Below are 14,147 nucleotides of genomic sequence, written 5' to 3'. Positions count from 1 at the left end.
GGTTGCGCCTTGGACGAGCCTCCGGGCCGCTCCCGGGCCGGTTGGAAATGCACCCGCCCCGCGGGTTCGCGGACACCTTCGGCCGAGAGGCTGCCGACAGCCCCTGTGGTGGCCGAGCTTGCCGCGGTGGGCCTGGGTGAGTCGGGCGTCGAGGGTAGGTGCTCCTCACCCACCTCCCCCGGTTCGGCCCCGTCACACCCTGCCCCGACAGTTACCACGCACCTCGACTGGTGGCCTGGGACATCAGCGTTGACCGGCCCTGGCTCGCGGTGGAATGCGCGTTGGATGGCACGCCCGAACCAGCACCGAATCTACGAGCCTTCATGCGACAGCAAGGGATCCTGCATGGGGCGAGTCCGCTCACGGTCGCGTGCCAGTTCGTGGGGGGCCTGCACCGGGCTCACCGGAACGGGCTGGGTCCAGCGCACAGCCCCGGCCCCGCCGCGCTGCCCTACGTTGGCGGCCCGGGCGGACCGTGGCCAGATCCACGCGGCCAGGGACACCTCCAAGCCGCTGCCGCTCCGGAGGACGGCCTGCAAGGCTCACCGATTGACAGAAAGACGCGGTCTCGAACGAGAGCCCACCTGAAGCTGCACGCAGCAGCCGACGAGCCCTGGACCAGGCCCCTCGACATGACGCTCCTCTGCCGGGAGGCGCGCCCGGACTCCCTCCCTTGATATCTAACTACTCGCCAACGCGCTCCACCCCGAGGCGCCAAGATCCGGACCATTCACGGACCAGCCACCGACCGACAGACCCACTCATCACTGTTTCGGCTGGTCAGAGGCAGTGCGGCCCCTGTACCACCAGGAGACGAAGAACATGCTGGTGTCGTACTCGCCGAAGCGTCTCAGCTTCTTCTAGAGGCACGAAAAAAGGCGCCTGCCCTGGGCTTTTGCCCGGCAGGCGCCTTCGGCGCGACTCGCTTGAGGCGAGCTTCGATTTACTCCTTTCCTCCCAGTTCCTCCCACCCCTATCCCGCGCCTGACCAGCGCTTCCGGACCAGTCACGGACCAAACCCGGCTCACCTCGCCGGTCCCGCGCCTCGACTGACGCGGTTCCACTCCTCCATCGACTGCTCGATGAGACGGTTGGCCTGCTCCTGAACACCGTCCAGGAACTTGGCGTAGTGCTTGAACAGGACATGGATGCTGTGTCCGGCTCGCCGCGCACACTCGGCGGGGTCGACCCCGGAGTGCAGCCAGAACGAGATCCCGGCGTGCCGGAGGTCGTAGGGACGCTTGGCCAGACCCATGGCGAGTTCCGTCCGGGCCAGGGCGTACTCCCTTGCCCTCGACCAAGTGATGCCGTACGCCCCAGCCTCTACGTAGTTGCCCGCCTGATTGCGGAACAGCCGCCCATCCGGGGCGACTCCGAAACGATCGATGTGCGCGCGAAGGGGTCTGATGCAGGTTCGGGTGACAGGTTCGGTCACGCGGCCAGAAGGGCCGGTGTCGTCATGACGGTCTCGAATTCGACGGGGGTCAGCCTGCCGAGCGAGGCTTGCCTGCGGCGTCGGTGATAGGTCCTCTCGATCCAGGTGACGATCGCGATCCGCAGTTCCTGGCGGGTGGCCCATGTCCGGCGGTCGAGGACGTTCTTCTGCAGCAGGCTGAAGAAGGACTCCATGGCCGCGTTGTCACCGGCAGCCCCGACTCTTCCTATGGAGCCGGCCATCCGGTGCCGGTCGAGCGCCCGGACCAACTTCCGGGACCGGAACTGCGATCCGCGATCGCTGTGCAGAATGCATCCGGCGACGTGCTCGCGCCGGGCCACGGCGTTGTCCAGGGCGGTGACGGCCAGGCGGGACTTCATACGCGTGTCGATGGAATAGCCCACGATCCGCTTGCTGAAGACGTCCTTGATCGCGCAGAGATACAGCTTTCCCTCGCCGGTGGTGTGTTCGGTGATGTCGGTGAGCCACAGCCGGTTCGGGCCGGTCGCGGTGAAGTCGCGGCGAACGAGATCATCGTGCACCGGTGGGCCGGCCTTCTTGTTCCTGCCACGCTTCTTGCCGAACACGCTCCACCAGCGGTTGTCCCGGCAGATCCGCCACGCGGTCCGGTCGGCCATGCCGGATCCCGCGCTGCGGGCCTCGTCGGCCAGAAAGCGGTAGCCGAACTCCGGGTCCTCACGGTGGGCGTCGAACAACGCGTTCGCGCGAGCGGCCTGCTCGACTTCGCCATCGGTCACCGGCCGCTCCAACCACCGGTAGTAGGGCTGTCTGGCGAGCTTGAGGACCCGGCACGTGACCGTGACGGGAATGCCGTCCGTGGCCAGCTCTTTCACGAGCGGGTAGATCCTTTTCCCGGGAGGTTCGCCTGGGACAGGTAGGCCGCGGCCCGGCGCAGGACCTCGTTCTCCTGCTCCAGCAGCTTGACTCCGAAGTCGGCGGCCACCTACTCGACCGTCACGCCCGGGCCGCGATTCCTCGCGACCCGCACGACGTCCTGACGGAACTCTTCCGGATAAGGCTTGGGCACAGCGACATCCTTCCCACCCACCCCACAGGGCAAGCCAGATCAGATGTCACCCGATCGTGCGGCAGACCCACCTGCACAAATACCTCGGCGGACTGGTCGAGAGCCACCGCAGCCAGCCGGGCGAGGACCTGCTGTCCCGGCTGGCCACCGACGACGGCCCGGACGGACACATGACCGACGAGGAGATCGTGACCACGGCCACCCCGATCCTCTTCGCCGGCCATGAGACCACGGTCAATCTGATCAGCAACGGTGTACTGACACTGCTGCGGCACCCGGACGTGCTGCAGCGGCCGCAAAGCCAACCGGACCTCATCATCGGGGTGGTCGAAGAGCTGCTGCGCTACGAGCCGCCCGTGCAGATCGTCCCCTGGCGGGCCGCCTACAGCGACGTCACGATCGGCGACACCGTCATCCCCAAGGGCGCGCAGATCATGCTCATGCTCGCCTCCGGCAACCGTGACCCCGACCGCTTCCACGAACCCGACCGCTTCGACCCCAGCCGACAGGACAACCAGCACCTGGGCTTCGGCGGAGGCATCCACCTGTGCTTCGGCGGCCCGATGGCCCGCCTGGAGGTCCAGATCGCACTCACCGAGTTCTTCCGCCGCCTCAACAATCCCCAGCTCATCACCGACCCACCCCCGTACCGGCGAAGCCCCATCCTGCGAGGACCGCTCCATCTACACGTAGGGCAGGGCTGATATCGAGCAGGGCGGCCGGGAAGGGAAGAACGCGAAGCCGTGGACCCGACCGCCCCAGCCACAGAGGGTTTCCCTCGTCTGCACGTAGCGCGCCGCCGGGCGCAGCGGTGTGTCCCTCGGCCGCGGCAGGCTCCGGCGCTGTTGAATCGATGCATGACCAAGCGCGACGACTCGGCTCTGTTCGGTAACCGATTTTTGACGGTGCCCGCTCCCTCGGAGACCTTCCCCGAGGAAGGCATGGCCGCGACGGACGCGATGCGGCTCGTGGATGTGGATCTCGCCATGGAGGGCGACCCGCAGCGCAACCTCGCCACGTTCGTCACCACGTGGATGGAGCCGGAGGCGCAGCGGCTGATCGCCGAGAACCTTCACCGCAACTTCATCGACCATGCGGAGTACCCCATTTCCGCCGAGATCGAGCAGCGCTGCGTGCGCATGCTCGCCAACCTCTTCCACGCGCCGGGCAGGACGACCGGATGTCGGACCCAGGGCTCGTCCGAGGCGATCATGCTCGGCGCGCTGTCGTTGAAGTGGAAGTGGCGCGAGCGCCGCCAGGCAGCCGGCCTTTCGACCGACCGGCCCAACCTGGTCTTCGGGGGTGACGTCCACGTCGTGTGGGAGAAGTTCTGCCGCTACTTCGACGTCGAGCCGCGGATCGTGCCGCTTGCCGAGGACAAGTACACGATCGGCCCGGAGGACGTGGAGCCCCACCTCGACGAGAACACGATCGGTGTCGTCGCCGTCCTCGGCACCACGTTCACCGGCCACAAGGATGATGTCGTCGGGATCGACAAGCTCCTGCGGGACGTTCGCAAGAGGCGGGACCTCGACATTCCGATCCATGTCGATGGCGCCAGCGGCGCATTCGTCTGGCCCTTCCTCTACCCGGACTCGAAATGGGACTTCCGGCTGGAGCAGGTCCGTTCGATCAACGTCTCGGGGCACAAATACGGGCTAGTCTACCCCGGCATCGGATGGCTGGTCTTCCGCGAAGAGGCCGACCTCGCCAAAGACCTCGTCTTCTACGAGAACTACCTGGGCAAGACCGACGCGACGTTCACGCTGAACTTCTCCACCGGTGCGTCGATGGTGCTCGCGCAGTACTACAACTTCGTGCGGCTCGGTCGCCAGGGCTACACCTACGTCATGAAGACGATGCAGGAGAACGCCCGCGCACTCGCGGACAACCTGCGCAGCAGCGGCCGCTTCGAAGTGATCGGGAGCGACCTCGAGCAACTGCCGCTGGTCGCTTTCCGTCTCGCCGGCAAGCACGCCTACGACGAGTCCGACATCGCCTGGCAGCTCTCGGCCGAGCGGGGCTGGATGGTGCCGGCCTACACCCTCCCGCCCAACGCGGAACGGGTGAAGATCCTGCGCGCCCTGGTCAAGGAGACCCTGAGCCGCGAACAGATCGACCGCCTGACCCAGGACATCGCCGACGCATGCCGCACGCTGGACGACAAGGGAGCGGCCCACAGCATCGAGCGGACCCAGGTCAAGCGCGGCACCGGCTACTGACGCACTGCGGCGGAGCAGTCTTCCGGGCGACCGGCAATCGGCGACCTGTGCCGCCTGTCCTGCGCGGTCAGGAGCAGGACCAAGGCCTTGGACCGGGTGGTCCCGGGCCCCGCGGCCGCTTCGGCGGACATGCCGTCGTCACGCAGCGCGCCGGCGGCCGTCCGGCCCACCCGGGCGGCGATCCACTCCAGCACACCCGCGGCGCGCAGCCCGGCCAACGGCGCGTCCGCGGCGGCGGACCGCGCCGACGGCGCGGGACCGATCGGGTGAACCGCCCGGCGGGGTTTGGGCCGGCCGAGTGACCGTCACGCCGACGCCGAACGGCAGCGGTGCGCACGCCAGGTGCGCAGCGACGCCACGTGGTATCACCTGGGCAGACGCCGGTGAATCACCACGTTCCCGACGGACATCGATGCCGAGGAGTTGATTCGCAATGTCGGCCGATCGTCCCGTCGGAGCACCGGGGACGCCACCGCCTGATCCCTTCGCCCAGGTCAGGACCCGCGGCTACATCGGCCTCCTGGTCATGGCGGCGGTGCTCGGAGTGCCGATCTCCGCAGGCGCGTACGGCTTCCTCGCACTGGTCGATGCGCTCCAGCCCTGGACCTACACCGACCTGCCCAAGGCTCTGGGTTTCCAGGTGACCCCACCCTGGTGGCCCCTGCCGCTGCTCGCCGTGGCCGGCCTGTTGGTCGGGGCGACCATCCGCTACCTTCCCGGGATCGGCGGCCACAAGCCAGCCGAGGGGCTGTCGACGGCGGGCGCGCCGAAACCGCGCGAGCTTCCCGGCATCCTCCTCGCGGCCCTGGCGACGCTGGGCCTCGGCGCGGTCCTCGGACCCGAAGCGCCGCTCATCATGCTCGGCAGCGGCGTCGCCCTCTGGCTGGTACGTCTCCTGAAGCCGGACATGCCTCCGCAGGCCGGGGCCGTGGTCGGCGCCGCGGGGAGCTTCGCAGCGGTCAGTACTCTGCTCGGGTCCCCCATTACTGGTGCCTTCCTCCTCATGGAAGTGTCGGGAATCGGCGGGCCGATGCTCGGGGTCGTGCTGGTGCCGGGCCTGCTCGCCGCCGGCATCGGCTCGCTCGTCTTCATCGGCCTGGACAACTGGACCGGTCTCGGCACTTACTCGCTGGCCATTCAGGACGTACCACACGCCAACTCGCCCACCGTCGCCGAATTCGGCTGGGCACTGGTCATCGGACTCGCGATGGCCCTCATCGGCACGGGCATCCGACGGCTCGCCCTGTGGCTGCAGCCGCGCGTCGAACGGCATCGGCTTCCCGCCACCGTACTGATGGGCCTGGTGATCGGCGGGCTCGCCATCGCCTACGCCCACAGCACCGGGAAGGCCGCGACCGAGGTGATGTACTCGGGGCAGGCCGCTCTGGGCCCGCTGCTCGCGAACAGCGCCGATTACACCGTCGGCACGTTGACGCTTCTCATGGCCTGCAAGGGGCTCGCGTACTGCGTCTCGCTGAGCGCCTTCCGGGGCGGCCCGATCTTCCCGGCGATGTTCCTGGGGGCGGCGGGCGGCATCGCCATGTCACACCTTCCAGGGCTGCAGCTCACCCCGGCGTTCGCCATGGGCATCGGAGCCATGGCGGTCACCATGCTCAAGCTCCCGTTGACGTCGGTGCTGCTGGCCACCCTGCTGCTGGGATCGCAGGGCCTCACCGTCATGCCTCTGGTCATCGTCGCGGTGGTGGTCGCCTACGTCGTGATGCTCAGGCTCAGCCCGCCTCCGACAGACAGATCCGAGGCCGGCGCTCGGACAGGCCCTGCCCCGGCATGACGCACCGCAGAAGTTGCCAGCCAGCGTCGCAGGTACCCGACGGCTGACGGTGCGACCGAGGTGGAGATCAGCTGAGCTGCGGTGGTCCAGGAGTAGCCGGTGGCGCGCAGTGCGGTGGGGTAGAACTCGCCGTTCCAGGTGTTCCAGACACCCCACGCGCCGAGGCTGAAGAACGACAAGGCGAAGTTGGCGGCGTACAGCTGGGTGAGGCTGCCGGAATAGGCGAACAGCACGCCGCTGACCGCGGCGGCCGCCACGTAGGGCAGGAAGACCTTCTTGCGGCCGAAGCGCCCGGTCAGGTACGAGGCCGAGACATAGCCGGGGATCATGAAGAGGGCGCTCAGTGCGACGAAGCCGAGGCTGCTGGACATGCTCAGCCCCTTCTCCATGAGCAGCGTTGGCAGCCAGGTCCGCAGGCCCCAGTAGCCCCAGTTGAAGACGAAGTTCACGATCAGCATGAGCAGGGTGATGCGCAGCAGCAGGGCGAGGGGGGTGCCAGCCTGCTCGGGCTCGACCACGGCGAAGCGGGTGCCCTCAGAGACCTCGGCGCCGAGCTTCAGGAGCACCGCCCGGGCTTCGGTGTGCCGGCCACGGGCACCCAGGCCCGGATCGCCAACACCCACAGGGCAGCCAGCGCACTGGCCACGGCCACAACGTGCCAGCCCATCCCGGACAGCGCCTGAGTCACCCCGACGGCGGCGAGCACGCCGATGGGCCAGCCGATCGACACCACCCGGGTGGCCATCAACGTGGTGAAGTTGGGCGAGAAGGCACTGGCCAGCGCCACGACACCGTACGAACCGAGGCTCCACAGGCAGACGGCACGGCGCCAGATCCGCTCGGCCACGGGCCCCCAGACGAGCGCGCCGGGGATCATGCCGAGGGCCACGGCCGACAGGACCCACCCGATCCGTCCGGCGTCGAGGGCGAAGGCATCGCCGAGGTCGGCGGAGACATAGACGAGAGCGAGCTGCTCCCACGACTCGATGACGACGGCCATGAACAGCGCGAAGGCGATCAGCACGTGGACCCTGCCGAACGGCATGCGTTCGAAGTAGGCACCCACGGGCTGCTGACCGCCGACCCCGTCCGGAACTCCGGCGGTTCCGGACTGTACTGAGACTGCGCTCATCGGCTGCCCTCCTGGCACTGGTACCGACACGCACACCATCGGGTTCGGTGTGAATGCGAGGCACCTTAAACAGGCCGCCACGGCCGGAACCGTGCTGCGAGCACAGCCAACCCGGCGACGGATGTGCCCAGCGCACAGACATTCCCCTGCCGTCGCCGACCGGTCACGTTCGCGGGGGGTCCGCCCAGCCGTTCCGTACCGCGTAGGCGCCGAGCTGCATCCGGCTACGTACGCCGGCCAAGTCCATGAGATGACGCAGACGCCGGTGCAGCGTCCGCGCCGACAGACCGAGCTGTGCCGCAGCCGTCAGGTCCGTCAGGCCGGCCAGGAGCAGCCCGAGGATCCTGCGGTCGAGCTCGGTCGGCCCTTGCGGACCGACCTCGACGGCGCTTTCGGTCTCTCCGTCCGTGGCTGAGAGCGCGAGCGGGTGGGCGTTGCGCCATACCGTCTCGAACAGAGCGTCCAGCGCGTCCAGCAAGCCGCTGCGATGCAGCAGCACGGCACCGGGCTCCCCGTCCGGTGTGACCGCGAGGGGGACGAGGCCGAGGTCGGCATCGGCCAGCACCAGTTTCATCGGCAGCTCGTCGGCGACACGGAGCTGCACGCCCTTGCCCAGTGAATCGATCGCGTCGTCGATGATGCCCGGCTCTGCCAGCACGGCCCGGTCCAGCACCGCCCGGAACTGCACCCCGCGGCCGATGGCCACGGGCTCGGCCGTGTTCTGTTCGGGCGGCAGGGCGACGAACGGTGCGGTGATGAAGGACCGGACCTGCGCGCGGGCCGCCTGCTGCACCTGGAGGAAGCGGTGACGGATGGCGTCGACACCGGTGACGACCTCGATCAGATCGTTGATTCTGTTCCCGGTCATCGCCGCCCTGTGCTCCTCGGCGAAAGTCACCAGGGCGTGCTCGGCCATCCGCAGCCCGTCCCGGCGCTGGCTGATGAGAGCGCCGAGAGCCATGGCCGGCGGCGCGGCCGTGAACCGGTCGTCAGCCGACCTCGTCACCAGCCCCCACCCGACCAGACGGGACAAGGCCTTGTCGACATGGGCGTACGGGAGGGCGACCTCGTCGCTCAGCAGGATCGCAGTGGAGTTCGGCCGTCCGAGCAGCGCCCGGTAGACACGCTCGTCATCGGGTTCGAGGCCCAGAACATCCAGCATCGCCGACCGACTCTCTTCCGCTTGCCGCAGCGGGGAGAGTATCCGCCATGGCGGCAGACCCTGAATAGTCCCTGCTGGGAGCAGGTGCGAGAGGAAGGGCCCCGGGGAGTCGCCGCCCCGGGGCCCGACAGTGCGGTTCATCGCAGGCCGTACGCCCGGATGATCTCGTTCTTGACGCTGAAGCCGCTGTCCGTCTGGGCGCTCGCGCGGACCGAGATGAAGCCGCCAGGCTTCTTGGCCGTCCTGAACGAACCCGTCCAGCGGCCGCCGGCGCCCTTGCTCACGGTCACCTTCTGCCAGGTGGCGCCGTCGTCGTACGAGACGTCCAGCTTCACCGACTTGACCGTGCCCGGCACGGTGCCGACGCCCATCGACACCGGCTTGAGCGCGATCTCCTGGGTCGCGTTGGCCTTGACGTCGCCGTGCAGGTCCGACTCCAGCGCGTAGTCCAGGTTCAGTACCGGGAACGGCTCGAAGAAGTCCGAGTTGACGGTGTCGGACATGAACGTCCACTCGGTGTGGGTGCGCGTTGACAGCCGGAAGAGGTCACCGGGCCGCTCGGCGTCGAGGACCGCGCGGTAGGGCAGGTTGCCCGCCGGGACCTCCACCCACTGCATGTCCGTGCTGTACGGGTTGTCGTGGATCAGCCGGTCGCCCTGGAAGACCTGCAGGTGGGTCGGTGTCTCACCCCACTGCAGGAAGCCGCCCAGCCGCATGGTGTCGCTGGAGGAGGCCCACGCCTGCACGTTCCAGGTCATGTGGTTCTGCCAGCGGGAGTTGTACACGCCGAAGGACTCGCTCTGGGCCGGCCGGGTCGCCGGAGCGAACCAGTCCAGCCGGGTGGTGCTGCCCTTGGCGTACGTGTTGTCGCCCGACACCATCACCCACGGCAGGGCCGTGTCGACGCCCTGCGCGTGGAACTCCCTCCAGACCTGGCCTGGGGTCACCCACTCTGTGCGGGTGCCCGGGTGCCACTCGCGTTCGGGGAAGTTGACCGACGGGCTGAGGGTGAAGTCGGACCGGTAGCCCTCCGCCGACCGGCCGTCCGTGGCCGAGTAGTAGCGGGCGTCGATCCGGGCGAGGTCGTTCTTGGCCGGCTTGTAGACCAAGGCCCGGTCCGGAACCTGGCCGGGGTACTCCCGGGTGAGGTCGTAGACGAACGGCGTGTACTCGGTCTGCTCTACGGTCAGCTTGGCGCTGCCGGCCTTGGCCATCGCGACAAGAGCCTTGCCCGCGTCGCGGTGCACGGTGGCAACCGGGATGGCCGATTCGCCGACGTACTCCATCAGCCCGCCGACACCGTCGTTGACCACGATCAGCGCCTTCGCACCGGCCGCGACCGCGGCCTCGGTGCGCTCCTGGGGCGAGACCCCGTCGCTGCGGTCGATGACGACGACCTTGCCCTTGGCCTTGACCTTCTTGTACGCGGCCGTCGCGCCGTTGCCCGCGTGGACGGCGTCCAGCGTGTCCCGGGCGGTGCCCAGGGCGCTGCCCGCCTGCACGAGTGCCTCGAATTGGAGCCGGCCGCCCGACGTGCTCAGGCCGAGCTGCGGCTCGCCCTTGCGCCAGCGGGTGGTCAGCATGAACTCGCCCTGCTTCATCGGCTCCGTCGGCGCGACGTAGACGTCGTCGTACGTCGGCGGCAGCACGTACGCGCTGCGGTAGTCCGTGAACGGGTCGAGGCCCGTGTAGTGGACGTTGAAGTCGACCTTGCGCTGTCGGTCCTCGGTGCGCTGCGGCGCCTCGGTCTGCAGCAGGCGCGCCTTGCTCGCGTCCAGCACCACGTCCGCGGAGCGGTCCTTGAGTACGGTCTCCGGGTCGACGAGCACGGCCAGACCTGAGCGGTCGGCCTTCTCGCCGGCCACGTCGAGGTATCCCGCGGCGGTGTACGTACCGGGTGCCATGCGCATGGTGGTCGAGCCGTCGACGTAGAGCGACCAGGGCCAGAAGTCGCCGGCCAGGTTGACCGTGACCCAGCCGGCGGCGGGCTTGCCGTCCCGACCGACCAGCTTGATGTTCAGGTCGTAGCGCTCCTCCTCCTTGAGCAGCGCCACGGACGTGCGGGTCACCGGCTGCCCGGTGGCGGTGTCGGTGGCCGTCACGTAGCCGGTGTGCCGGCCGGCGGCCGCGGCTTTCGGGTCACCGGTCACCGGGACGGCGGCAGTGCCGTGCGCCGGGACGGTCACCCTCGTCGCTCCCAGAGCGAACGGGCCGCCGCCGGTCTGCGCCAGCCGCAGGGTGACGTCGGCGGCACCGGTGTTCGTGAACGTCAGATCCTTGGTGACGGCGGCGTCGCTCGGCTCGTGCGGCCATGTGTGGTTGCCGAAGAAGAGCGATCCCGTCCCGCGGACCGTGGTGCGCACGGCGGCGGCCACGTCGAGACGGCCGGTGCCGACCTCGTACGGCGAGTACCCGCCGTCCAGGCCCTTCGCCGTGCTCATCAGGTGTTCCTTGAGCTGCGCGCCGGTCCAGTCCGGGTGCTGCTGGGCCAGGACCGCCGCCGCGCCGACCACGTGCGGGGTGGCCATCGAAGTACCGCTGAGGGTGCGGTAAGGGCCCTCACCACCGCCGGTCATCTCCTGCGAACGGGCCGCGGTGATGTCCACGCCGGGCGCCGCGATGTCCGGCTTCATGCCGCCGGAGAAGGCCAGCGGGCCGGTGCTGGAGAAGGACGCGAGCCGGTCCTGCTTGTCCGTGGCAGCCACGGTCAGCGCCGAGGCGGCCGCGCCCGGGGCGGAAATGCTCTCCGGGCCGGAGTTGCCGGCGGCTATGACGAACAGGGTGCCGTACTGCGCGGACAGCGCGTCCACCGTCTGCGACATGGGGTCGCTGCCGTCGGTCGGGTAGGAGTCGCCGAGGCTCATGTTGACGACGTCCGCACCGGACTCGGCGGCCCACTGCATGCCGGCCATGACCCAGGAGTCCTGGCCGGAGCCCTCCGCACCGCCGAGGACCTTGCCGACGAACAGGTCGGCGCCGGGGGCGACACCCTTGAGGTCGCCCCCGGAGGCGGCGCCCGAACCGACGATCGTGCCGGAGACATGCGTGCCGTGCCCGTTGACGTCGGTGACGGCCTCACCCGGCACGAAGCTCGCCGTGCCGTCGATCAGGCCGGCGAAGTCAGGGTGGTTGACGTCGATACCAGTGTCGAGCACCGCGACCTTGACGCCCTTGCCGTCGTACCCGGCCGCCCAGGCCTCGGGCGCCCCGATCAGCGGCACGCTCTCCTTCAGACTGGCCTTCACCCGACCGTCGAGCCACAGCTTCGCCACGCCCTCGCCCAGCGACGGACTGCCCTGTGGCGCGACGGTGGTCCAGAAGGTGCGGGCCTGCCGCTTCTCGGTGCTGAGCGCGGCGCCGCGGATGCCGTTGAGCCGACGGGTCACCTTGCTGCCCCGCGGAGCCGTCGGCTCGACGGCCGCGCGGGACTTCGACTGGGTGTACGTCGCGATCAGCGGCACCTCAGCCGACTTCGCGTCGTCGTAGCCCATCTCGATCAGGTCGGTCACGTTGAACAGCCGCCGATCGAGCTTGTTCGTGCCCAGCAGCGGTGCCGCCTCGTCCGGGATGACGAACAGGTCTCCCTTGACCTGCTGGATCTTCACGCCGCCGACGGCGCTGTCGGGCCGGTCGACTTCGGCGGTCTGCTTGCCGTCGGCCATCGTGGTGACCGTGACGACGTCGCCGGTGACCAGGGTGACCTTGTGGGTCGCCGATGACTTGGCGGGATGGGTGGGCTTGCTCGGAGCGGCTTGTGCGGGCGCTTGCAGGACCGCAAGCCCCGACGCCAACAGCGGCACCGCGGTGGCGGCCGAAAGCAACTGCCAGCGCCGACGCCGGAAGGCGGAAGCATGAGAGGGGGAGGACATGCCAAGGGTCTATCGACCCGAGAGTGCCGACGTGAAGGCATCATGACGGCAAGTCCTCGCCATGGCAGATGCTTGTCAACGGTGAACCGCGCGATAGCGGGTGGAAAGACGCCATACGACGTGGGGATTGGCGAGCACATTCCGTCTCGGCACGGTCTGCCATCACTCGATGTGCGGTGGCCTCATCCGGCGGGGGGCGGGGAGTAGGTGAGCAGCCGCCCCCGGATGAAAGCGGCAGCCGGTACGCGCGGGAGTTGGAGACGCGCTGTCGGGCTGCTGGCAGCGCAGTCTCAATTAGGTCAATCGTTTCGGCAGGTGAAGGTGCAGTGCCAACCGGGTGAAGGGGCGTTACCCAGCTTCCTCGGCGTGACCGTGAGTGACTACAAGTTGGTCTGTGACCCGGAATCGTGGTCGCTGTCGCCTGCCGGAATCTCTGCCCCGCTGTCTACGCCGCGTCAGGCAAGCAGCAGCGGGCGGGGTCGGCCGCCCCGATCAGGAGCTGCTGTTTCATGAGGATGACCACGCCCCGTCGTTTCCTTGCCGCGACCGCCGTCGCCCTGGCGACCTTGACCTGTTCGACGGTGCCGGGGCAGGCGCATACCGTCACGTCGAGCGAGCGGGCCGTGAGGAATCTGCCCGGCTACCAGATGCTGTACAGCGACCCGACCACGGTCGACAACCTCACCCCACTGACCTTCGAGTGCCCGGCGGGGAAGGTGGCCGTGTCCGGCGGCGCGGACGTGCAGGGTGCGGGCGCTGTTCTCGTCGCCAGCTTCCCCACCCTCGTCGGCAGCTCCAGCAGGTGGACTGTGGTGGCGCGGCAGGTGGGCAAGCCCCAGGTGACTCTGACCGTGTACATGCTCTGCGCCAACAGCGCGGCTCTGCCCGGGTACCAGCTCGTCAACCTGCCATCGGCCGACGTGGCCAACAGGGCCTCGCGCGAGGCGGCCTGTCCGGCCGGGAAGGTGGTGGTGAGCGGTGGCGCGGAGACCCGGGGCAAGGACCCGGCGCTCCGGGTCAGCGTTGTCCCGCGCCCCAAGGAGGGGGCGCCGTCGCTGTGGACGGCGAGCGGCCAGTCCCTCTCCGCGACCACGGTGGGCCTCGCGGTGACCGCGATCTGCGCGAACCCGGTCCCCGGCTACGAGATCGTCGAGCTGCCCGTGGCCGATGCACCCAACAGCACCGCCAAGTCGCTGGCCTGCCCTAGCGGCAAGTCCCCTCTCAGCGGTGGCGTCGCCGGTTACAACACGGCCGTGGTGACCAGCTCGCGCCCCGAGTTCGTCTCCGGAGCCGTCAAGTGGTCGGCGAGTGTCCGTGAGCCCTCCCGTACAACCGCTGCCAGCAGCCTCACCGTGATCTGCGCGAACTGACCCTGCTGGCGGTACCGACGGTGCAGGCCCATGCCGAGGCCCCCCATTGGCGTTGTCGCCGCCGACGCCGTCCTGGACGTGGAGGTCGCGCCCTAGACGAGTAAGTCCGAAGTGTTG

9 protein-coding genes and 1 pseudogene are annotated in these 14,147 nt (G+C 69.0%); 4 read left to right on the top strand and 6 right to left on the bottom strand.

Annotated features, from left to right (window positions below):
• Positions 1–1,024: 1,024 nt before the first annotated feature.
• Positions 1,025–1,255: a site-specific integrase gene (locus tag OG299_RS33015; protein ID WP_327363441.1), complete on the bottom strand. Its 231-nt coding sequence runs from the start codon at positions 1,253–1,255 to the stop codon at positions 1,025–1,027.
• Positions 1,256–1,431: 176 nt separating this feature from the next.
• Positions 1,432–2,381 (bottom strand): annotated as a pseudogene (locus OG299_RS33010) (IS3 family transposase); the annotation flags it as partial.
• A 158-nt stretch (positions 2,382–2,539) separates the two neighbouring features.
• On the opposite strand from OG299_RS33010, the gene OG299_RS33005 reads away from it, so the two are divergent.
• The 3 genes from OG299_RS33005 (at position 2,540) to OG299_RS32995 (ending at position 6,497) form a co-directional block, all read left to right on the top strand.
• Entirely contained in the window at positions 2,540–3,187 is a 648-nt protein-coding gene (locus OG299_RS33005) for a cytochrome P450 (protein WP_327363440.1), read from the top strand.
• A gap of 153 nt (positions 3,188–3,340) precedes the next feature.
• On the top strand, positions 3,341–4,705 hold the full coding sequence (locus OG299_RS33000; protein ID WP_327363439.1) for a glutamate decarboxylase: 1,365 nt from the start codon (positions 3,341–3,343) through the stop codon (positions 4,703–4,705).
• A gap of 433 nt (positions 4,706–5,138) precedes the next feature.
• Positions 5,139–6,497, top strand: a complete 1,359-nt coding sequence (locus OG299_RS32995) for a chloride channel protein (protein WP_327363438.1) — start codon at positions 5,139–5,141, stop codon at positions 6,495–6,497.
• Here OG299_RS32995 and OG299_RS32990 read toward each other — a convergent pair.
• The 4 genes from OG299_RS32990 to OG299_RS32975 form a co-directional block, all read right to left on the bottom strand.
• Positions 6,416–7,063 (bottom strand): MFS transporter, encoded by a 648-nt coding sequence (locus tag OG299_RS32990; RefSeq protein ID WP_327363437.1) that lies wholly within the window; start codon positions 7,061–7,063, stop codon positions 6,416–6,418. The genes OG299_RS32995 and OG299_RS32990 overlap by 82 nt on opposite strands.
• Positions 7,054–7,629, bottom strand: a complete 576-nt coding sequence (locus OG299_RS32985) for an MFS transporter (protein WP_327363436.1) — start codon at positions 7,627–7,629, stop codon at positions 7,054–7,056. Before OG299_RS32985 ends, OG299_RS32990 begins: the two co-directional genes overlap by 10 nt.
• Positions 7,630–7,792: 163 nt before the next feature.
• Positions 7,793–8,932: a helix-turn-helix transcriptional regulator gene (locus OG299_RS32980; RefSeq protein ID WP_327363435.1), complete on the bottom strand. Its 1,140-nt coding sequence runs from the start codon at positions 8,930–8,932 to the stop codon at positions 7,793–7,795.
• On the bottom strand, positions 8,929–12,660 hold the full coding sequence (locus OG299_RS32975; RefSeq protein WP_327363434.1) for a S8 family peptidase: 3,732 nt from the start codon (positions 12,658–12,660) through the stop codon (positions 8,929–8,931). The genes OG299_RS32980 and OG299_RS32975 overlap by 4 nt, the downstream gene beginning before the upstream one ends.
• A gap of 509 nt (positions 12,661–13,169) precedes the next feature.
• On the opposite strand from OG299_RS32975, the gene OG299_RS32970 reads away from it, so the two are divergent.
• Positions 13,170–14,030, top strand: coding sequence for a hypothetical protein (locus tag OG299_RS32970; RefSeq protein ID WP_327363433.1), 861 nt, complete (start codon positions 13,170–13,172; stop codon positions 14,028–14,030).
• The last annotated feature ends 117 nt before the right edge of the window (positions 14,031–14,147 follow it).

Source organism: Streptomyces sp. NBC_01296 (assembly GCF_035984415.1).
Taxonomy (GTDB): domain Bacteria; phylum Actinomycetota; class Actinomycetes; order Streptomycetales; family Streptomycetaceae; genus Streptomyces.
This window is presented reverse-complemented; position numbering and strand designations above follow the sequence as displayed.

Coding starts and splice junctions, on each gene's coding strand:
- OG299_RS32980 (WP_327363435.1), bottom strand. CDS start 8,932: ATGAACCGCACTGTCGGGCCCCGGGGCGGCGACTCCCCGGGGCCCTTC.
- OG299_RS32970 (WP_327363433.1), top strand. CDS start 13,170: ATGAGGATGACCACGCCCCGTCGTTTCCTTGCCGCGACCGCCGTCGCC.
- OG299_RS33015 (WP_327363441.1), bottom strand. CDS start 1,255: ATGGGTCTGGCCAAGCGTCCCTACGACCTCCGGCACGCCGGGATCTCG.
- OG299_RS32985 (WP_327363436.1), bottom strand. CDS start 7,629: ATGAGCGCAGTCTCAGTACAGTCCGGAACCGCCGGAGTTCCGGACGGG.
- OG299_RS33000 (WP_327363439.1), top strand. CDS start 3,341: ATGACCAAGCGCGACGACTCGGCTCTGTTCGGTAACCGATTTTTGACG.
- OG299_RS32975 (WP_327363434.1), bottom strand. CDS start 12,660: ATGTCCTCCCCCTCTCATGCTTCCGCCTTCCGGCGTCGGCGCTGGCAG.
- OG299_RS32995 (WP_327363438.1), top strand. CDS start 5,139: ATGTCGGCCGATCGTCCCGTCGGAGCACCGGGGACGCCACCGCCTGAT.